The following is an 18,342-nucleotide window of genomic DNA, read 5'->3' as shown; positions in this document are numbered from 1 at the left end:
CGGCGCCGACCGACCAGAGGCCGGCCAGCCCCTCGATGTACTCCTTGCCCTTGTCGTCCCACACGCGGATGCCCTCGCCGCGGGCGATCACCATCGGCCCCTGCGCCTCGTGCGCGCGAAGGTTCGTGTTCGGATGCAGCGTGTGCGCCATGTCGGCCGCAGCCAGCGAGTTCGAGAGTGTGTCCATGGGGGATCCCCGTTCTGAAGGCTCCGCGCGGGCCGGTCGGCACCGCCGGATGGTTTCACGTGTGACAACAGCGCCGATGCGCCGGATCGGTCAAGCCGCGGCGGTGCGCTTGCGGCGGTTCATCAGCGCGGCGAGCGCCGCCAGAAGCAGCGTGCCGACGATCAGCACGAAGGCGGCCGCCGCGATCGCCGGCGAGATGTTCTCGCGGATCGAGGAGAACATCTGGCGGGCGAGCGTGCGCTGATTGGGGCCGGCGACGAAGAGGGTCAGCACCACCTCGTCGAGGGAGGTGGCGAAGGCGAAGACCGCGCCGGTGACGACGCCGGGGAGCGCCAGCGGCAGCGTCACGCGGCGGAACACGGTGGCGGGCGAGGCGCCAAGGCTCGCCGCTGCGCGCTCGACCCGCCGGTCGATGCCCTGGAGCGCGGTCGAGACGCTGATCACGACGAAGGGCACGCAGAGGACGGCGTGCGAGAGGATCACGCCGAGATAGGTCGAGGTGAGATCGAGGCCGCCGAGCGAAATCTGCAGGCCGACGCCGAGCACCACCGCCGGCACCACCATCGGCAGTAGGAAGAAGGTGCGCAGGACGTTGGGGAAGGGGATCAGCCCGTTGCGAAGCCCGAGCGCGGCCAGCGTGCCGAGCACCACCGACAGGACCGTCGCGCCGGTTCCGATGATGAGGCTGTTGACGATCGACAGGCGCCAAGCGTCGGCGGTGGCGAGCTCGGTGAACCAGCGCGTCGAGAAGGACGGGATCGGGTAGTTCAGGAAGATGCCGCCGGTGAAGGCGAGCGGCAGGATGGCGACGAGCGGCGCGAGAAGGAACACCACCGCGAGCGCGCCGAAGAGGCCTTGAGCGGGCTTCAGCATGGTCAGGCCCCCAGCGGCGTGCCGGAGCGCGAAAGCCGGCCGTAGACGAGGTAGAGGATCGTGGTGACGACGAGGAGGATGAGGCCGAGCGCGCCGGCCATGCCCCAGTTCGCGGTCTGCAGCGCGTAGAAGGCGATGATCGAGGAGATCATCTGGTCGTTCGGGCCGCCGACGAGAGCCGGCGTGATGTAGTAGCCGATCGCCACCATGAAGACGAGGAGGCACCCCGACAGAATGCCGGGCATGGCGAGCGGCAGGAGGATGCGGCGGAAGGCGGCAAACGGCGGCGCGCCCATCGAGGCGGCGGCCGGCATCAGTGTCTTCGGGATGGCGTTCACCACCGAATAGATCGGCAGCACCATGAAGGGCAGGAGAACGTGCGTCATGGCGACGACGACGCCGGTGCGGTTGAAGATGAGGGGGAGGGGCCCGTCCGTCAGACCGATCGCTTGGAGCGCGCCGTTGATGACGCCCTGGTCCTGGAGAAGGATGAACCAGGCGGCGGTGCGCACCAGGAGCGAGGTCCAGAGCGGCAGGAGGACGGCCATCATCAGGACGTTGCGTTTCCAGCCGGTGGTCGCCGCCATCAGCATGGCGTAGGGCAGGCCGATCGCCAGGCAGCACAAGGTGATCGTCGCGGCGATCAGGAAGGTGCGGGTGATGATCAGCCGGTTGGCGGACGCGCCGGCGGGCAGGCTCTCGACCGCGCCGGCCTCGTTGCGCGTGAGATCGACGGCGGCCAGCAGATTGCGGTCGGTATAGGCGGAAGACGCGGTCTGGATCGCGCTCCAGAAGGCGGGGTCCGCCCAGCGCTTGTCGAGGGCGGCGAGATCAATGGCGCCGCCGTTCCCGTCCTTTGCGGCGCGCTGTGTCTTCGGGATCAGGGTGCGGAAGCCCGACACGTCGCTGTTGAGGCGGCGGACGGCCGCGCCGAGCCCGATCGCGTCGGCCTCGGCCAGATCGGCGACGAGCGCCGCTTGCGTTTCGGCATCCGGCACGCCCTCGCCGCTCCAGGACGAGATCGCGGCGGTCGTTCGCGGCAGGACGGCGCCGACCGCCGGGTCGCGCACCGAGACGGAGACCATGGTCCAGAGCGGCCAGAGGAAGAAGACGCCGAGAAACAGGAAGAGCGGCGCGACGAGGCCCAAGGCTCGAAGGGTTGAGCCGGTCCGCGTCATGCCGGGAACACCGCGACGTCGGCCGGATCGATCACGACATGGGCGGGCCCGCCGACGGCGGGAGCACCGAGGCGGCGCTCGGCGCGCGCGATGAGGCGCAAGGGGCCGCGCGACAGGTGGAGGCGCAGGTGGTCGCCCTGGTAGACGACGTCGTCGACGCGCGTCTCGATCGCGTCGGGCCGTGCTTCGGCGGACACGTGCAGCCGCTCCGGGCGCACCGAGACCATGACGGCGGTGCCCGGCCGGAAGGTCGGCCCGGGCACGGCCTCGAGGCTGGTGCCGCCCTCCAGCGCAAGGCGCGTGCCCTCGGTGTCGGAGGCGTCGACCGTTGCGCGGAGGAGGTTGGTCTCGCCGATGAACTGGGCGACGAAGGCGTTCTCGGGGTGGTCGTAGACCTCGGTCGCCGTGCCGATCTGCGAAATTCGGCCCTTGTCGAAGATCGCGATGCGGTTCGACATGGTCAGCGCCTCGCCCTGGTCGTGGGTGACGAAGACGACGGTGAGGCCGAGGCGGCGGTGCAGCTCGCGGATCTCGAGCTGCATCTCCTCGCGCAGCTGCTTGTCGAGCGCGCCGAGCGGCTCGTCCATCAGGACGACCTTGGGCTCGAACACGAGGGCGCGGGTCAGCGCCACGCGCTGCTGCTGGCCGCCCGACAGCTGGTCGGGGCGCCGGTCGCCGAGATGGCCGAGGCGGACGCGGTCGAGACCGGTCTTCACGCGGGTCGCGATCTCGGACTTGGAGAGCCCCCGCATCTGCAGGGGGAAGGCGACGTTCTCGGCGATCGTCATGTGGGGAAAGAGCGCGTAGTTCTGGAACACAACGCCGATGCCGCGCCGGTGCGGCGGCAGGTCCTCGATGCGCTCGCCGTCCATCAGGATCGTGCCGGAGGAGGCGTTCTCGAAGCCCGCCAGCATCATCAGGATCGTGGTCTTGCCGGAGCCGGACGGCCCGAGCAGCGACAGGAATTCGCCCTTCTCCACGGCAAGGTCGAGGTTCTCGACGACCCTTGTCTGGCCGAACGACTTCGACACGTCCTGGAAGTGGATGAAGGTCATCGAGCCTCGTCGCGGTGGTTCGGGGGTACGGAAGAAAACGGGCCCGGCAACGGAAGCCGCCGGACCCGAAAAGGGTTGTTTACTGCGCCACCCAGGCGTTGAAGCGCGTGTTCAGCGCCTCGATGTTGTCGACCCAGAAGTCGGTGTCGAGCGGGATCGCGACGTCCAGATTGGCCGGGGCCGTCGGCAGCTGCGCGGCGACCTCGGGCTTCAGCATCTCGCCGGCCGCCTTGTTGGGCAGGCCGTAGGCGATGTAGTCGGGCAGCTTCGACTGGTTCTCCGGCTGGCTGGCGAAGGCGATGAAGTCGAAGGCCGCGTCCTTGTTGGGCGAGCCCTTGAGGACGACCCAACTATCGACCGCGTAGATCGAGCCCGGCCAGACGATCTGGAAGTTCTTGCCTTCCGACTTGTTGATGCCGGCCAGACGCCCGTTATAGGCCGAGGTCATCACCACTTCGCCGGACGCCAGAAGCTGGATCGGCTGCGCACCGGCCTCCCACCAGACGAGGTCCTTCTTGATCGTGTCGAGCTTCTTGAAGGCGCGGTCGACGCCTTCCGGGGTCGCCAGGACCGTGTAGACCTCCTTCGGCTCGACGCCGTCGGCGATGAGGGCGAACTCGAGCGCGTATTTCGGGCCCTTGCGCAGCGCGCGCTTGCCGGGGAACTTCGCGGTGTCGAAGAAGTCGGCCCAGCTTTTCGGTGCTTCCTTCAGCTTGTCGGCGTCGTAGCCGAGGCCCGTCGTCCAGACGATCGCGCCGACGCCGCATTCGTTGACGGCCGACGGGATGAACTTGTCCTCGCCGCCGAGCTTCGACCAGTCCACCGGCTCGTAGATGCCGTCGGCGCAGCCGAGCGCGAGTTCCTCGGCCTCGACCTGGACGGCGTCCCAGTTCGGCGTGCCCCCTTGCATCTTGGCCGAGAGGACGCCGTAGCCGCCGTCCCACGATTCCTCCAGCACCGGCTTGCCGGTCTTGGCGGCATAGGGCTTGAAGTAGATCTCGCGCTGGGCGTCCTGGTAGTTGCCGCCCCAGGACACGACGGTGAGGTCGCGTGCGGCGGCCGGAACCGCCGCGAGAAGCGAGGCGGCCAGAAGGCCGCCGACGAGAGTGCGAATGGTGGACCGTGACATGGCGTTGCTTCCCCCGGCTTGTTGAACCGTTCGAAACTCAAGCACGAAAGGGGGAAACCGCAAAACCCTTCGCGCGGGCGCTCGAAATAGTTTCCATCGCCTCAATAGGTCGGCGGGGTGATGGCGCTGATCAGCTCGGCGGGCTCGGGTCCGGGATTGCGGAAGCGGTGCGGCGTCTCGCTGTCGAAGTAGTAGGCGTCGCCCGGCTCCAGCACGCGCGTCCGTTCGCCGACGCTGACCTCGACGCGGCCGGCGGTGACGATGCCCGCCTCCTGCGCCTTGTGTGAGAAAGCCTCGCCCGTGTCGGCGCCCGGCTGGTAGGTCTCGCGCAGCATCAGGAGCTTGCGGCCGGGATGGTTGATGCCGACCATGCGATAGGAAATGCTGGTCGTGCGGCCGATCTCGGGCAGGTCGCCGCCGCGGTAGAAGGGCGAGTGGGGCGCCGCCTCGCCGAGTTCGGAGAAGAAGCCGGTCAGCGTCGAGCCCATCGCCTCGAGGATGGCCTGGAGCGTATCCACCGACGGGCTCATCCGGTCGCGCTCGAGAAGCGAGATGGTGGAATGGGCGATGCCCGAGCGCACCGCGAGCTCGCGGGTCGACAGCTGGCGGCGGCGGCGCATCTCGCGGATGGCGGCTCCGATGGCGGGCATGGTCGTCTCCTCTGGCGGGCGGCCGGGCGGCGTTGAGTGCTCATCATACTGAACAGGGCGCGCGGTGTCCTTGCCGCCTGGTGGCGCTTCTGCGAGCGTCCTGCGTGCAAAACCAGCACGGAAACGCCCGATGCCCCACGAGATCGACAGCCTTCGCTCCCGCCTCCGCTTCGTCAAGGCTCCCAAGCCGCAAGGCGAGACGCATGCGAGCGTCGCCGGGACGGTGTCGGAGATTCTTGCCGCGGTGCGCAGCGAGGGCGATTCGGCGGTGAAGCGCTACTCCGCCGCCTTCGACAAGGTGGAGCCGGCGGCGGTCGAGGTGAGCCGCGAGGAGCGCGAGGCGGCGGTGGCCCGGCTCGACCCGCAGACGCGCGCCGACACCGAATTCGCCATCGCCAACGTGCGCGCGTTTGCCGAGGCGCAGCTCGAGACCATCATGCCGCTCGAGATCGAGCTTCGGCCCGGCCTCCATCTCGGCCACCGCGTCATTCCCGTCCAGCGCGTCGGCGCCTATGTGCCGGGCGGGCGCTACCCGCTCCTGTCGGCGCCGATCATGACCATCGTGCCGGCCAAGGTCGCCGGCTGCCCCGAGGTGATCGCCTGCCTGCCGCCGACGGCGGCGGAGGCCATGGTCGCGGGCTGCCACTTGTCGGGCGCGGACCGCATCTTCCGCATCGGCGGGGCGCAGGCGATCGCCGCGATGGCCTATGGCACCGAGACCATTCCGGCCGTGCACAAGATCGTCGGGCCCGGCAACGCCTACGTGAACGAGGCCAAGCGACAGGTCTTCGGGCCGGTCGGCATCGACCAGCTGGCGGGTCCGAGCGAGATCTATACGCTCGCCGACGAGACCGGCAACGCCGAGGTGATCGCGACCGATCTCCTCGCCCAGGCCGAGCACGACATCCACACCCGCGTCGGCCTGATCACGACGCACGCCCCGCTGGCGGAGGCGGTGATCGCGGAAGTTGAGCGCCAGCTGGAGACGCTGTCGACTGCCAACGTCGCCCGCGTCTCGTGGGAGGCGCAGGGCGAGGTGACGGTCTGTGCTTCCGAGGACGACATGGTCGCCTATTCCGACTGGATCGCGGCCGAGCACCTGCAGGTGCACACGCGCGACCCGAAGGCCTTCGCGGCGAGGCTGACGGGCTACGGCTCGCTGTTCATCGGCACGAAGGCGAGCGTCGTCTATTCCGACAAGTGCTGCGGCACCAACCACACACTGCCCACGATGGGCGCCGGACGCTACACCGGCGGGCTCTGGGTCGGCTCCTACGTCAAGATCGCGACGCACCAGTGGCTGGACGACGAGGGCGTCGCCGCGGTCGCGCCGCCCGCCTCGCGCCAGAGCGCTTCGGAAGGGCTCGAGGGCCATCGCCGCGCGGCCGCCCTGCGGCTGGAGAAGCCCGACCTCTTCCGCTGATCCGGGCGCGCGCCCCACGCCGCCGACGAGCGGGCGGCGGGCGGGGCGTTGGTGCGGGCGTCGTATATGATATGCTGGCGGGGCTCTCGGAGACCCGCCTCGTGACGAAGATCGAATACCGGACCCTCAACGACCTCGCCTACGATCGCATCCGCGAGGGTCTGATGGCCGGCAGCTTCCATCCCGGACAGGTCCTCGTGATCCGCACGCTGGCCGAAAGCTACGGCATCTCGACGACGCCGGTGCGCGAGGCGCTGCAGCGGCTGGTCGCCGAGCGGCTGCTGACGCTCCTGCCGAACCGCTCCATCGCGGTGCCGGCGCTGGAAGCGGGCAAGTATGCCGAGCTCGCGCGCATCCGTTGCGAGCTGGAGGGGCTGGCGGCGGAACTCGCCGCCGCGCGCGTGCGCAAGGCGACCCTGCGCAAGCTTGCGCGGCTCACTGACGACATGGACGAGAGCCTCGCCGCGCGCGACCACGACGCCTATCGCCGCCAGAACCAGGCCTTTCACTTCGCCGTCTACGGCGAGGCGGCCTCGCCGCGCCTGTTCGAGATGATCCAGGACCTGTGGAGCCAGACCGGCCCCTACATGAAGGAGCTGTTCGGGGCGCCGGCCTACGAGCCGAAGGCGAACGAGGCGCATCGCAGCGTGCTGGCCGCGCTGGAAGCAGGCGACGGCGCGCGCGCGCGCGCCGGCATCGTCGCCGACCTCACCGTCGCCGGCACCTTCCTCGTGCCCCACCTCGAGGCGGTGGAAGGGGCGCGGCGGCGCGTGTCGGAGCCGGCGTGAGGCAGAGCGCCTTCCAACCGGGTTAGAGTTTCGTCGTCGTCGTTCGGACGAGCGTTTCGCGGCGGGGCGTTTTCGTTCCGCGGCGGCGTTGCCCGCCGGTCACGATGCGGCGGCATCGCTTCCTCGTCACGCCTTGCCGCGAAACGACCTTCCCCATCGTGCCGATCCCCCCTCCAGCCGAGAGGCGCTCGATCTCAGGCCGTCGCCTGGAGCGAGGCTTCGAGCACCTCGGCGAAGAGGTCGGCGTTGCCGCGGTCGAAGACCAGCGGCGGACGGATCTTCAGGCTGTTGTGGTGCTTGCCCGAGACCGAGATCAGGACGCCGCGCTCGCGCATGGCGTTGACGACGCGCGAGGCGCGCGCACGGTCGGGGGCCCGCGTCTGCCGGTCGGCGACGAACTCCACCGCCATGAACAGGCCGGCGCCGCGCACGTCGCCGACGCCGGGATCGTCGGCCGAGACCGCCCGCACGCGCTCGAGGAGATGGCGGCCGGTCTGACGCGCGTTCTCCTGCAGCCCTTCGGCCTCGATCGCGTCGAGGACGGCGGCGGCGGCCGCGCACGAGACCGCGTTGCCGCCGAACGTGTTGAAGTAGCGGGCGTTGCGGCCGAAGTCGGCGACGATCTCGGGGCGCATGACGACCGCCGAGATCGGCTGGCCGTTGCCCATCGGCTTGCCGAGCGTCACCATGTCGGGCACGACGCCGTGGCGCTGGAACCCCCACATCGCCTCGCCGGTGCGCCCGAAGCCGGGCTGCACCTCGTCGGCGATGAAGAGGCCGCCCGCCGCGCGGATCGCCTCGGCCGCGCCCCGGAGGACGCCGGTCGGCCCGGCCAGCACGCCGTCGCTGGTGAAGAGGCTGTCGACGATCAGCACCGCCGGCCGGATGCCGTGACGCCGGAGGTCGGCGATCGCGGCCTCGACGGACGCCTGGAACGCCGCGCCGACGTCGCGCTCGCCCATGTGGTAGCGGTCGGGCGCGGGCACCGTGCGCACATGGGGCCCGAGATCGACGGAGGGCCCGAGCGAGGGCGAGAAGGCGGCGACGCTCTCGGTGATCCCGTGATAGGCGTTCTCGGTGACGATGATGCCGGTGCCGCCGGTGCGGGCCTTGGCGATCCGGAGGGCGAGGTCGTTGGCCTCGCTGCCGGTGCAGGCGAACATGACCTGGGACAGCTCGGCCGGGAAGGTCGCGACGAGACGCTCGGCATAGTCGAGGATCGCCGTGTGGAGGTAGCGCGTGTTGGTGGCGAGCACGCCGACCTGCGCGCGGATCGCCTCGACGACGCGCGGGTGGCAATGCCCGATCGAGGTGACGTTGTTGTAGGCGTCGAGAAAGGCGCGGCCGGTGTCGTCATAGAGCCAGACGCCGTCCCCGCGTACGAGATGGAGCGGCGTCTCGTACATCAGCCGATAGGCCGGTCCGAGGACGCGCGCGCGCCGCGCGACCAGCGCCTCGTTGTCGGGGCTGAGGTTGCCGCGCCCCGGCACGAAGGCGTTGGGCATGGACAGGTCGGCGGTGGCGCTCATGCGTGGGGCTCCGGCGGGTCGATCGACCGGGATCGGTCGCGGCAGCCAGGCATCGGCCGCCGATTTCGATACATGATATACCAGATGATGGGGCGGGCAAAGATGCGATCGGCCGGTGACGGCATGGGTGTCGGCCATGCCGAAAGTGTCGGCGAGTGGCGCATCGCCTTGCTGGATTGTCGTATATGGTATATCACAAATGGCGATCGCTGAGCCTGTCGGCTTTCCGCTTCCCGAAGCCATCTGGCGAAAGGCCGGCCATGTCCCATCCCGAGATCGCCGAGCCGCGTTCGGCCTTCACCACGGCGGCGCCCGCCTTCGGGCTCGACGAGATCGAGAGGATGGTGCGCGAGCGCTATGGGATCTCGGCCCGTGCCACGATGCTGACCAGCGAGCGCGACCTGACGGTGCGCCTCGACGCCGAGGACGGCGCGCGCTTCGTCCTCAAGATCGCCAACGCCGCCGAGGATCCGGGCGTCTCGGAGTTCCAGAACCGGGCGCTCGAGCATCTCGCCCGCGCCGTGCCGGACGTGCCCGCCTCGCGCCTCGTGCGCACGCTGGACGGCGCGCCGGAATTCTTCGCGCCGCGTGACGCTGAGCACCATTTCACGCGGCTCTTGACCTGGCTGCCCGGCCGCCCGCTGTTCGGGAGCGTCCGCACGCCCGCCCAGATGCGCGGCCTCGGCACGGCGCTCGGCCGGCTCGCCAAGGGATTGTCGTACTTTTCGCACCCCGCCGCCGAGCACGAGATCGTCTGGGACATCCGGCGCTCGCCCGGGCTTCTCCAGCACACGCGCCATGTCGCCAACCCCGCGCTGCGTGCGCGCGTAACGCGGATCTTCGAAGCCTTCCGCGACGAGATCGCGCCGCGCGAGGACGCGTTGCGGATGCAGGTCGTCCACAACGACTTCAACCCGTTCAACCTTCTGGTGGACGAGGCCGAGACCGACCGTCTCACCGGCATCCTCGACTTCGGCGATCTCGTCCGCACGCCCGCGATCTATGATCTCGCGATCGCCAGCGCCTATCAGGTGGCCGACGAGGGCCATCCGTTCGAGCCGGTCGCGGCGCTGGTGTCGGCCTATCATGCGGTGCATCCCGTGCCGGAGGCCGAGCTCGACCTCCTGCCGCAGCTCGTCGGCGTGCGGCAGGCGATGACGATCACGATCGGCGAATGGCGCGCCAGCCGCTATCCCGAGAACGCCTCCTATATCCTGCGCAACCACGCCAAGGCCCGCTCGGCCATGGCGCGCTGCGAGGCGGTGCCAGCGGGTGAGGCACGAGCGATGCTGCGCCGCGCCTGCGGGGTCTGAAGCGCGTTCCGACCGGGTCGAACGGCCGTCGTCGTGGTCCTTCGGCTGCCCGTCGGCAGTGAGACGTCATCATCGCCGTGCCGATCATTCCCATCCGGCCGGGAGAACGCTTCAGCCCTTCGCAAATCCTGCAGTGCCGCCGCTGCCGAGGCGCGGCGAGGGCGTGTCGAGGCTGAGCGCGGCGTCGCGGAAGCGGATCGGCGTGCGCAGGCCCGGCACCCCGTCCGGCTCGATCCGCATGCCGCGGTGTAGGACTTGGGGGTCGGCGAAGACGTCGGCGAGTGTGTTGATCGGACCGGCGGGCACGCCCTCGCGCTCCAGATCGGCGAGCAGCGCGTCGCGCGTCACAAGGAGAAGCCGCCCCTCCATGATCGCGACCAGCGCCGCCCGATGGGCGACGCGGGCCTCGTTGGTGGCAAAGCGCGGGTCGGTGGCGAGGTCGGGCTCGCCGATCACGGCGGCAAGTTTTGCGAACTGCCGGTCGTTGCCGCAGGCGATGACCACATGCCCGTCGGCGACCGCAAAGCCTTGGTAGGGCACGATGTTGGGATGGGCGTTGCCGAGGCGCTTCGGCGCCGTGCCGCTGGCGAAGTAGTTCAGCGCCTGGTTGGCGAGCACGCCGGTCATGCAGTCCATCAGCGCCATGTCGACATGGTCGCCGCGCCCGGTCCGCTCGCGCCGGGCCAGCGCCGCCTGGATCGCGATCACGCCGTAGAGGCCGGTGAAGATGTCGGCGAACGCGACGCCGATCTTTTGCGGCGTGCCGTCCGGCTCGCCGGTGAGGTCCATGATCCCGCCCATCGCCTGGATCATGAAATCGTAGCCGGCCCGTTGCGCATAGGGGCCGTCCTGCCCGAAGCCGGTGACTGAGCAGTAGACGAGGCGCGGGTTCTCGGCCGCCAGCGTCTCGTAGTCGAGGCCGTATTTCGCAAGGCCCCCGACCTTGAAGTTCTCGACGAGGACGTCGGCCTCGACAGCCAGCCGGCGCAGCAGCGCGCGGCCGTCCTCGGTCGAGAAGTCGGCGACCACCGACCGCTTGCCCCGGTTGGCGGCGTGGAAATAGGCCGCCGTGCGCTCGCCGTCGTGGGTGATGAAGGGCGGGCCCCATCGGCGGGTGTCGTCGCCGTCCGGCGCCTCGACCTTGATCACCTCGGCGCCGAGATCGGCCAGCGTCTGGCCGATCCAGGGCCCGGCGAGGATGCGGGCGAGTTCGAGGACCTTGAGGCCCCTCAGCGGCGTATCCGCCATCAGAAGAAGGCCTGCAGCCCGGTCTGCGCGCGGCCGAGGATCAGCGCGTGGACGTCGTGCGTGCCCTCGTAGGTGTTCACCGTCTCGAGGTTCTGCGCGTGTCGCATCACGTGATACTCGCCCATGATGCCGTTGCCGCCGTGCATGTCGCGGGCCTCGCGGGCGATGGCAAGTGCCTTGCCGCAGTTGTTGCGCTTGACGATCGAGATCATCTCCGGCGCCATGCGGCCCTCGTCGAACAGGCGCCCGACCCTTAAGCTCGCCTGGAGCCCGAGCGCGATCTCGGTCTGCATGTCGGCGAGCTTCTTCTGGACGAGCTGCGTCTGCGCCAGCGGGCGGCCGAACTGGGTGCGCTCCAGCGTATAGCTGCGCGCGCGGTGCCAGCAGTCCTCGGCCGCGCCGAGCGCTCCCCAGGAAATGCCGTAGCGCGCCCGGTTGAGGCAGCCGAACGGGCCCTTCAACCCGGAGACGTTCGGCAGCAGCGCATCCTCGCCGACCTCGACGCCGTCCATCACGATCTCGCCGGTGATCGAAGCGCGCAGGCTGAGCTTGCCCTCGATCTTCGGCGCGGTCAGGCCCTTCATGCCCTTGTCGAGCACGAAGCCGCGGATCGCGCCGTCATGGGCGTCCGACTTCGCCCAGACCACGAAGACGTCGGCGATCGGCGCGTTGGAGATCCACATCTTGGCGCCGTTCAGGACATAGCCGCCGTCTGTCTTGCGCGCCACGGTGCGCATGCCGGCGGGGTCGGAGCCGGCGTCGGGCTCGGTCAGGCCGAAGCAGCCGATCCATTCGCCGCTGGCGAGCTTGGGCAGATACTTCCGGCGCTGCTCCTCCGACCCGTAGGCGTAGATCGGATACATCACCAGCGAGGACTGGACCGACATCATCGAGCGGTAGCCCGAATCGACCCGCTCCACCGCGCGCGCCACCAGCCCGTAGGACACGTAGGAGGCACCGGCGCAGCCGTACTCCTCCGGCAGCGTCACGCCGAGGAGGCCGAGTTCGCCCATCTCGCGGAAGATATCAGGGTCGGTCGTCTCCTTGAGATAGGCCTCGACGACGCGCGGGCGCAGGCGCTCCTCGGCAAAGCCCGCGGCCGTCTCGGAGATCAGCCGCTCGTCCTCGCTCAGCTGGTCGGCGAGGAGGAACGGGTCGGCCCAGTCGAAGCTCGCCTTGGACGGAGCGGCGGGCGCGGCGTTCGGAATGGTGCTGGCGGGAAGGGCGGACATGGTCGCTTCTCCTGTCTGGTGCCGGCGATCCTGCGCCCGCTCGCGCGCTCGCGCAAACGATGATATCGGATCGAAACATTCATGCATTCGATGAAGTCGGCCGATGCGACCCGCCTACCATCCGACGATCGCCGAGCTGCGCGCCTTTGTCGCCTGCATGGACAAGGGGTCGGTGACGGAGGCCGCGGCCAGCCTCAACCTCACGCAGAGCACGGTCAGCCGCTCGCTCGCGCTTCTGGAAGACAAGCTCGGGGTGCCGCTCTTCCACCGCGTGCGCAAGCGCCTCGTGCCCTCCGATGCCGGGCGGCTCTTTGCGGTGGACGCGGCGGCCGTCCTCGCCCGGCTCGACGAGGCGAGCGTCAAGACCATGGCCTTCGGCGGGCGGCGCGAGATCCTGAACCTTGCCGTCCTGCCGACCTTCGCCGCGCGCTGGCTCGCCCCGCGCCTCGTCGCCTTCTCGCGCGCCGAGCCCGGCATCAGCCTCAACGTCAGTGCGCGGCTCGGCGCGGTGGACTTCGACCGCGACGGGTTCGACGCGGCGATTCGGCGCGTGGGCGCGGCGGCGGGAAGCGGGGGCGGTCTCGTCCTCCTGGCCGACCGGCTCTGCGCGGTGGCCAGCCCCGAGCTTCTCGACGGGCGCGAGGCACGAGGGGAGGGGGCGCTCACCGGCCTTCCGCTCCTCCAGCAGGCGACGCGCCCGACGCTCTGGCTCGAATGGTTCCGCGAGGCCGGGCTCGACGCGCGCGACATCCTGCGCGGCCACCGGTTCGAGCAGTTCGCGATGGTGGTCGAGGGCGCGGTCGCGGGCCTCGGCGTCGCGCTGGTGCCGGATTTCGCGGTGGAGCGGGAGCTTCGCGCCGGCCTCCTGACGCTCGCGTCGCCCCGCCGCCTCGCGCTGCCCGATCCCTATACGCTTCTCCATCCTCCGCGCAGCCTCGAGCGGCCGGCCTTTGCCAAGTTCCATCGCTGGCTGCGCGAGACGGTCGAGCGGGACGCCGCGTCCGCGCCCTGACGCCGAGACGGTCCGCGCCCGGCGCAAACTTCAACCGGGGCGGGTGAATCTCGACCCCCGGTGGCGGGATCAGCGTCAGCGTGCCTGGCGCCTGGTGCATGTGTCGCGGGCCGAAAACGCAGAGTTTTCAAAGGATTGATTTGCGGACCGGCGACGGCTGACGGCCGGCACCGAACGGTCCCGTGCGATTCATTCAAATCCTATCTTTTAACTTTTGACGGGTAATTTTTGGTCGTCAAGCAACCGAACGATCGGACCGACGTTGATGGCGCCTTTCTCGCTCGGGTCCACCTGCACCCTGTCGCAGGCCGAGACCATCCAGGCCGCCCTGAGCGAGCATCTTCTCGACCATGCGGGCGAAGGGCTTCTCGTCGACGCCTCAGCCGTCGAGGAGGCCGACATCAGCCTCGTCCAGATCCTCGTGTCGGCCGGGCGCACCGCCGCCTCGCGCCATCTCGCCATGACGCTCGAACCCTCGCCGACGGTCTCAGCGCTCCTCGCGCGTGCGGGCCTCGGCGACTGGGCCGCGAGCCTTCGCGCCTGAGCATTTCGAAAAAAGGTCAGTTCCCATGGGCAAGCCCGTTCTCTGCGTCGACGACAGCGCGAGCGTCCGTCAGATGGTGTCGTTCACGCTGGAATCGGCCGGCTACTCGCCGACCACGGCCGAGGACGGCGTCGATGCGCTCTCCAAGCTGTCGGGCCACCGCTTCGCGCTGGTGATCACCGATCTCAACATGCCCAACATGGACGGCATCACGATGATCTCGAAGATCCGTGCCATGCCCGAGCATGCCGGCATGCCGATCGTCATGCTGACCACCGAATCCGACGACGCCAAGAAGGCCGCCGGCAAGGCCGCCGGCGCCACGGGCTGGATCGTCAAGCCGTTCGACCAGACGCGTCTCCTGGCCGTCGTCAACAAGCTGATCGGGGCCTGATGCCATGAACAGCGGGAACGCCGTCGAGATCTTCCTGAACGAGGCCCGCGACCTCCTGGAGCAGCTGGAAGCGGCGCTGCTCGATCTCGAGGCGCGTCCCGACGATGCCGAGCTCATCAACACCACCTTCCGCGCGCTCCACACGCTGAAGGGCTCGGGCGGCATGTTCGGCCCGCCCGACATGGCCGCCTTCGCCCACAAGCTGGAGGACGCGTTCGAGCGGGTGCGTCGGGGCGAGGCGCCGCTGACGCCCGCCCTCGTCGGCGTGCTCCTGGCTGCCACCGACCAGATCCGCCGCCTCCTGTTCGAGCCGGCGCCGGCGCTCGCCGCGCGCAGCGCCGAGCTCGTCGAGGCGCTGCAGGCCGCCGTCGGCGGCGAGGCCTCCGGCACGCCGGCTGCCGTGCCCGCCGCCGCCGCCATGCCGCAGGCGCCGGCCGCCAGCCGCTTTGCCATCACGCTGCGCCTGCCTGCCAACGCGCTCCTCTTCGGCACCAACCCGCTGGCCCTCCTCGACGAGCTACGCGCGCTGGGCGAGGCCGAGGTCGAGGCGCTCACCGACGCGGTGCCGGAGCTCACCGTCCTCGCGCCGACCGAACTGCATCTCGCCTGGCGCATCACCCTTTCCACCGATCAGGGCCTCGGCGCGATCGAGGACGTCTTCATCTTCGTCGACGAGCCGGGCGCCGTCGCGATCGAGGCGCTCGGCACGGCCGAGGCCGCGCCCGCTCTCGCGCCGGAAAGTGTCGAGCCGGTCGCCGTCGCGGCTCCCCCCGCCGCCAAGGCCGAGCCGGCCAGGGCCGAGGCGAAGAGCCAGGCGCAGCCGGAGGCGAGCGTCCGCGTGTCGGCCTCGCGCCTCGACACGCTGCTCGACCAGGTGGGCGAGCTGGTGATCGCGCAGGCGCGCCTGACGGCTCTCACCCACCAGCGCCACGACCCCGTCCTCACCGCCGTGGTCGAGGAGATCGAGCGCATCTCGGCGGACCTGCGCGACAGCGCCATGGACATGCGCATGCTGCCGATCGACTCGCTCTTCTCGCGCTACCGGCGCGTGGTGCGAGACCTGTCGAGCGATCTCGGCAAGGAGATCGACCTCGTCCTTTCGGGCGAGGACACCGAGCTCGACAAGACCGTGCTCGACCGCCTCGGCGATCCGCTCGTCCACATCATCCGCAATTCGATCGACCACGGCATCGAGATGCAGGACCGCCGGCTGGCCGCGGGCAAGTCGAAGCGCGGCACGCTGCGCCTTTCGGCCCGCCAGTCCGGCACCGAGGTCATCATCACGATCGAGGACGACGGCGCCGGCCTCAACCGCGAGCGCATCCTCGACAAGGCACGCGCCGCCGGCATCGTCGCCGACGGCGTGACGCCGCCGAACCGCGAGATCGACGAGCTGATCTTCCACCCCGGCCTGTCGACGGCCGCCGCCGTGTCGAACCTGTCGGGTCGGGGCGTCGGCATGGACGTCGTGCGCCGCACGATCGGCGAACTGCACGGCTCGATCGAGATCGCGACCGAGCCCGGCCGGGGCACGCGCTTCACGCTGCGCCTGCCGCTGACGCTCGCCATCATCGACGGGCTCCTGGTGCGCGTCGGCGAGACGAAGTGCATCCTGCCGCTCGCCAATGTCGAGGAATGCGTCGAGCTCGCGGCGATCGAGTGCCGCACGTCGAGCGGGCGCAACTTCGTCGACATCCGCAACACGATCGTGCCGATCTTCCACATGGACGCGATCTTCGGCACCGCCTCGGCCGAGGACGGGATCGTGGTGGTGGCCGACACCGACACGGGCCGCGTCGGCGTGGTGGTGGACCAAGTGGTCGGCCAGCACCAGACCGTGATCAAGCCGCTCTCGCCGTTGCACCGCGCGACGCCGGGCCTGGCCGGCGCGACGATCCTCGGCGACGGCTCGGTGGCGCTGATCCTCGACATCAACACCCTGGTCCGGCAGGCGGGCGCCGCGCGCGCCGACCGCCTCGCCGCCTGAGCCGGAGCGCGAACCGATGACGCAAGCCCCCGCCGCCGCGCCCGACCTCGCCGCCGCGCCGCCCGTCGACTTCCTCACCGTCTCGCTCGGGCAGGATGTCTTCGCGCTCGCCGTCGAGGCGGTGCACGAGGTGCTCGACCCGCCGCCCGTCACCACCGTGCCGAACGCGCCGGCCTTTGCGCCCGGCCTCGTCAACGTGCGCGGCAACATCATGCCGCTGATCGATCTCCGCCGCCGCTTCGCCATGCCCGCGGTCGCCGACACCGAAAGCTCGCGCGTCATCGTCTCGCGCGTCGAGACGGGCGGCGAGGGCTTCTTCGTCGCGATCAAGGCCGACGCCGTGCACGAGGTCGTCTCGCTCGAGCGCGCGGCCGTCGAGCCCGTCCCCGAGAACGGCACGCGCTGGCCGCTGCGCTTCCTGCGCGGCGTCGTGCGCCACGGCGGCGGCTTCGTGGTCCTTCTCGACCTCGAGACCGTGCTGCAGGCCGATCCCGCGCCCCTGCCGAACTGAACGTTCCGCCCGCCCTTCGCCCAGCCTTCCACAACCCTTCGGCTCCCTTCCGATCCCGGACCCCTCCCGATGCGTATTACCATCAAGACCAAGCTGATCTGTTCGTTCGGTGCGGTTCTCGCCCTTCTGGGGACGGCCGGCTATTTCGGCATTTCCAGCCTCGGCCAGACCAACCAGTCGATGGCCGACTTCGCCGCCGGCCCCTTCCGCCAACTCGGCAGCGACATGGAGATGAAGGTCGCGATGATGGACACGCGCCGCGCGCTTGTCGGCATCCTCCTCTCCACCGATGCCGCCGAGATCGCGAAGCTGAAGGGAGCGGTGCAGCAGAACTGGCAGGACATCGAGCACCAGAGCGCGCTGATGCTCGGGACCTTGGACGACGAGGGGCGCAGGGCCGCCGCCGATCTCGCGCCCGCCGTGGTGAAGGCCCGTTCGGTGGTCGACGACGCTCTCTCCCTTCTCGAGCGCGCCGACAATGCCGCGGGCGACAAGGCGATCCGCGAGGTCGGCGCCGCGGTCGATCCGCTGCTCGCCGATCTGGCCGGGCTGAAGTCCGGCTTCGAGGCATCGGGCGCGCGCAGCGAGGCGGCCCTTGCCGGCGACATGGCCTCCGGTCTGGAACGCGCGCGCTTTGCCGCCGTCTCGGCCGTCGTGCTCGGCGATGCGCAGGCGATCCAGGGCGCGTCCGACCGCGTCGACGCGCTGACCAACGAGTTTGCGACACGGCTCGACGCGGTGGCCGCCAGCCCTGCGGCCGGCAGCCAGGCGGGCCTCATCCAGAAGCTGCGCGCCGAATGGAATGCGGCCGACACCGTCCTTTCGCAGACGGCGGCCTATGGCGTTCGCAACGATTTTGCCAACGCGCAGTCGGCCCTCGATACCCAGGTGGCCCCGACCCTCGGTGCCCTCAGCGACCGCCTCGACGAACTCGCCCGCCAGGCGTCCGAGAGCGCGCAGTCCTCGGTGACGAGCGCCCAGGCGAACTACGAGAGCACCCGCACCATGCTGATCGCGATCGTGATCGGCGCGCTGGCGATCGGTGCCGCCGCCGCGGCCTTCATGGCGCTGTCGATTTCGCGCGGGCTGCAGCGTTCGGTGAAGCTCGCCGAGGACATCGGCGCCGGCGACCTGACGCAGACCGTCGCGGTGCGCTCGGACGACGAGATCGGCGACCTGACCCGCGCCATGAACACGATGACCGAGAACCTGCGCACCATCGTGTCGGAGGTGACGCGCTCGGCCGAGCAGGTCGCCGCCGGCGCCCAGCAGTCGGCGGCGACCGCCGA

General features: G+C 70.0%; 16 protein-coding genes and 2 pseudogenes. 9 read left to right on the top strand and 9 right to left on the bottom strand.

Features of this window, described 5'->3' with window-relative positions:
* The 6 genes and pseudogenes from ASF65_RS16895 to ASF65_RS16870 form a co-directional block, all read right to left on the bottom strand.
* Positions 1-187, bottom strand: a pseudogene (locus ASF65_RS16895) (aspartate aminotransferase family protein); the annotation flags it as partial.
* A 90-nt stretch (positions 188-277) separates the two neighbouring features.
* Entirely contained in the window at positions 278-1,060 is a 783-nt protein-coding gene (locus ASF65_RS16890; RefSeq protein WP_055891670.1) for an ABC transporter permease, read from the bottom strand.
* A gap of 2 nt (positions 1,061-1,062) precedes the next feature.
* Positions 1,063-2,238 carry an ABC transporter permease gene (locus tag ASF65_RS16885; protein ID WP_055891668.1) on the bottom strand — a complete coding sequence of 392 codons (1,176 nt, stop codon included), beginning with the start codon at positions 2,236-2,238 and terminating at the stop codon, positions 1,063-1,065.
* Positions 2,235-3,293: an ABC transporter ATP-binding protein gene (locus ASF65_RS16880; RefSeq protein ID WP_055891665.1), complete on the bottom strand. Its 1,059-nt coding sequence runs from the start codon at positions 3,291-3,293 to the stop codon at positions 2,235-2,237. The genes ASF65_RS16885 and ASF65_RS16880 overlap by 4 nt, the downstream gene beginning before the upstream one ends.
* 79 nt (positions 3,294-3,372) lie before the next feature.
* On the bottom strand, positions 3,373-4,422 hold the full coding sequence (locus ASF65_RS16875; protein WP_055891663.1) for an ABC transporter substrate-binding protein: 1,050 nt from the start codon (positions 4,420-4,422) through the stop codon (positions 3,373-3,375).
* Between the two features lie 101 nt (positions 4,423-4,523).
* Positions 4,524-5,072 (bottom strand): cupin domain-containing protein, encoded by a 549-nt coding sequence (locus tag ASF65_RS16870; RefSeq protein ID WP_055891660.1) that lies wholly within the window; start codon positions 5,070-5,072, stop codon positions 4,524-4,526.
* 130 nt (positions 5,073-5,202) lie between these two features.
* Here ASF65_RS16870 and hisD point away from each other — a divergent pair, with 130 nt between their 5' ends.
* The gene (hisD, locus tag ASF65_RS16865) at positions 5,203-6,495 is read left to right on the top strand and encodes a histidinol dehydrogenase (RefSeq protein WP_055891657.1); all 1,293 of its coding nucleotides are present in this window, start codon (positions 5,203-5,205) and stop codon (positions 6,493-6,495) included.
* A gap of 101 nt (positions 6,496-6,596) precedes the next feature.
* Positions 6,597-7,283, top strand: a complete 687-nt coding sequence (locus ASF65_RS16860; protein WP_082505784.1) for a GntR family transcriptional regulator — start codon at positions 6,597-6,599, stop codon at positions 7,281-7,283.
* Positions 7,284-7,477: 194 nt separating this feature from the next.
* Here ASF65_RS16860 and ASF65_RS16855 read toward each other — a convergent pair whose 3' ends face one another.
* On the bottom strand, positions 7,478-8,788 hold the full coding sequence (locus ASF65_RS16855; protein WP_244486790.1) for an aminotransferase class III-fold pyridoxal phosphate-dependent enzyme: 1,311 nt from the start codon (positions 8,786-8,788) through the stop codon (positions 7,478-7,480).
* Positions 8,789-9,072: 284 nt separating this feature from the next.
* On the opposite strand from ASF65_RS16855, the gene ASF65_RS16850 reads away from it, so the two are divergent.
* Positions 9,073-10,125 (top strand): phosphotransferase, encoded by a 1,053-nt coding sequence (locus ASF65_RS16850; protein WP_055891652.1) that lies wholly within the window; start codon positions 9,073-9,075, stop codon positions 10,123-10,125.
* Between the two features lie 111 nt (positions 10,126-10,236).
* Here the strand turns inward: ASF65_RS16850 and ASF65_RS16845 are convergent, their stop codons facing one another.
* Both ASF65_RS16845 and ASF65_RS16840 read right to left on the bottom strand, forming a co-directional pair.
* A complete protein-coding gene (locus tag ASF65_RS16845) occupies positions 10,237-11,373 on the bottom strand; it encodes a CaiB/BaiF CoA-transferase family protein (protein ID WP_055891649.1) in 1,137 nt (378 codons plus the stop codon).
* The gene (locus ASF65_RS16840; RefSeq protein ID WP_055891646.1) at positions 11,373-12,605 is read right to left on the bottom strand and encodes an acyl-CoA dehydrogenase; all 1,233 of its coding nucleotides are present in this window, start codon (positions 12,603-12,605) and stop codon (positions 11,373-11,375) included. The genes ASF65_RS16845 and ASF65_RS16840 overlap by 1 nt, the downstream gene beginning before the upstream one ends.
* A 103-nt stretch (positions 12,606-12,708) precedes the next feature.
* On the opposite strand from ASF65_RS16840, the gene ASF65_RS16835 reads away from it, so the two are divergent.
* The 6 genes and pseudogenes from ASF65_RS16835 to ASF65_RS22355 all read left to right on the top strand — a co-directional run.
* Positions 12,709-13,617 (top strand): LysR substrate-binding domain-containing protein, encoded by a 909-nt coding sequence (locus ASF65_RS16835; protein WP_055891643.1) that lies wholly within the window; start codon positions 12,709-12,711, stop codon positions 13,615-13,617.
* Between the two features lie 265 nt (positions 13,618-13,882).
* The gene (locus ASF65_RS16830) at positions 13,883-14,161 is read left to right on the top strand and encodes an STAS domain-containing protein (protein WP_055891640.1); all 279 of its coding nucleotides are present in this window, start codon (positions 13,883-13,885) and stop codon (positions 14,159-14,161) included.
* Positions 14,162-14,186: 25 nt separating this feature from the next.
* Positions 14,187-14,555 (top strand): response regulator, encoded by a 369-nt coding sequence (locus ASF65_RS16825; protein ID WP_055891637.1) that lies wholly within the window; start codon positions 14,187-14,189, stop codon positions 14,553-14,555.
* Between the two features lie 4 nt (positions 14,556-14,559).
* Complete coding sequence (locus ASF65_RS16820; protein WP_055891634.1) at positions 14,560-16,542, top strand: chemotaxis protein CheA; 1,983 nt, start codon at positions 14,560-14,562, stop codon at positions 16,540-16,542.
* A gap of 16 nt (positions 16,543-16,558) precedes the next feature.
* Positions 16,559-17,053 carry a chemotaxis protein CheW gene (locus tag ASF65_RS16815; protein WP_055891631.1) on the top strand — a complete coding sequence of 165 codons (495 nt, stop codon included), beginning with the start codon at positions 16,559-16,561 and terminating at the stop codon, positions 17,051-17,053.
* Positions 17,054-17,122: 69 nt separating this feature from the next.
* Positions 17,123-18,211 (top strand): annotated as a pseudogene (locus ASF65_RS22355) (MCP four helix bundle domain-containing protein); the annotation flags it as partial.
* Positions 18,212-18,342: the final 131 nt, after the last annotated feature.

The sequence above is a fragment of the Aureimonas sp. Leaf324 genome, assembly GCF_001423245.1.
Taxonomy (GTDB): domain Bacteria; phylum Pseudomonadota; class Alphaproteobacteria; order Rhizobiales; family Rhizobiaceae; genus Aureimonas.
The sequence above is the reverse complement of the archived record's forward strand: the minus strand, read 5'-3'. Positions and strand labels throughout refer to the sequence as shown.

Excerpts from the sequence above, each read along its gene's own strand:
- ASF65_RS16890 (WP_055891670.1), bottom strand. The coding sequence starts at position 1,060 with ATGCTGAAGCCCGCTCAAGGCCTCTTCGGCGCGCTCGCGGTGGTGTTC.
- ASF65_RS16885 (WP_055891668.1), bottom strand. The coding sequence starts at position 2,238 with ATGACGCGGACCGGCTCAACCCTTCGAGCCTTGGGCCTCGTCGCGCCG.
- ASF65_RS16880 (WP_055891665.1), bottom strand. The coding sequence starts at position 3,293 with ATGACCTTCATCCACTTCCAGGACGTGTCGAAGTCGTTCGGCCAGACA.
- ASF65_RS16875 (WP_055891663.1), bottom strand. The coding sequence starts at position 4,422 with ATGTCACGGTCCACCATTCGCACTCTCGTCGGCGGCCTTCTGGCCGCC.
- ASF65_RS16870 (WP_055891660.1), bottom strand. The coding sequence starts at position 5,072 with ATGCCCGCCATCGGAGCCGCCATCCGCGAGATGCGCCGCCGCCGCCAG.
- hisD (WP_055891657.1), top strand. The coding sequence starts at position 5,203 with ATGCCCCACGAGATCGACAGCCTTCGCTCCCGCCTCCGCTTCGTCAAG.
- ASF65_RS16855 (WP_244486790.1), bottom strand. The coding sequence starts at position 8,788 with ATGCCCAACGCCTTCGTGCCGGGGCGCGGCAACCTCAGCCCCGACAAC.
- ASF65_RS16850 (WP_055891652.1), top strand. The coding sequence starts at position 9,073 with ATGTCCCATCCCGAGATCGCCGAGCCGCGTTCGGCCTTCACCACGGCG.
- ASF65_RS16845 (WP_055891649.1), bottom strand. The coding sequence starts at position 11,373 with ATGGCGGATACGCCGCTGAGGGGCCTCAAGGTCCTCGAACTCGCCCGC.
- ASF65_RS16840 (WP_055891646.1), bottom strand. The coding sequence starts at position 12,605 with ATGTCCGCCCTTCCCGCCAGCACCATTCCGAACGCCGCGCCCGCCGCT.
- ASF65_RS16835 (WP_055891643.1), top strand. The coding sequence starts at position 12,709 with ATGCGACCCGCCTACCATCCGACGATCGCCGAGCTGCGCGCCTTTGTC.
- ASF65_RS16830 (WP_055891640.1), top strand. The coding sequence starts at position 13,883 with ATGGCGCCTTTCTCGCTCGGGTCCACCTGCACCCTGTCGCAGGCCGAG.
- ASF65_RS16825 (WP_055891637.1), top strand. The coding sequence starts at position 14,187 with ATGGGCAAGCCCGTTCTCTGCGTCGACGACAGCGCGAGCGTCCGTCAG.
- ASF65_RS16820 (WP_055891634.1), top strand. The coding sequence starts at position 14,560 with ATGAACAGCGGGAACGCCGTCGAGATCTTCCTGAACGAGGCCCGCGAC.
- ASF65_RS16815 (WP_055891631.1), top strand. The coding sequence starts at position 16,559 with ATGACGCAAGCCCCCGCCGCCGCGCCCGACCTCGCCGCCGCGCCGCCC.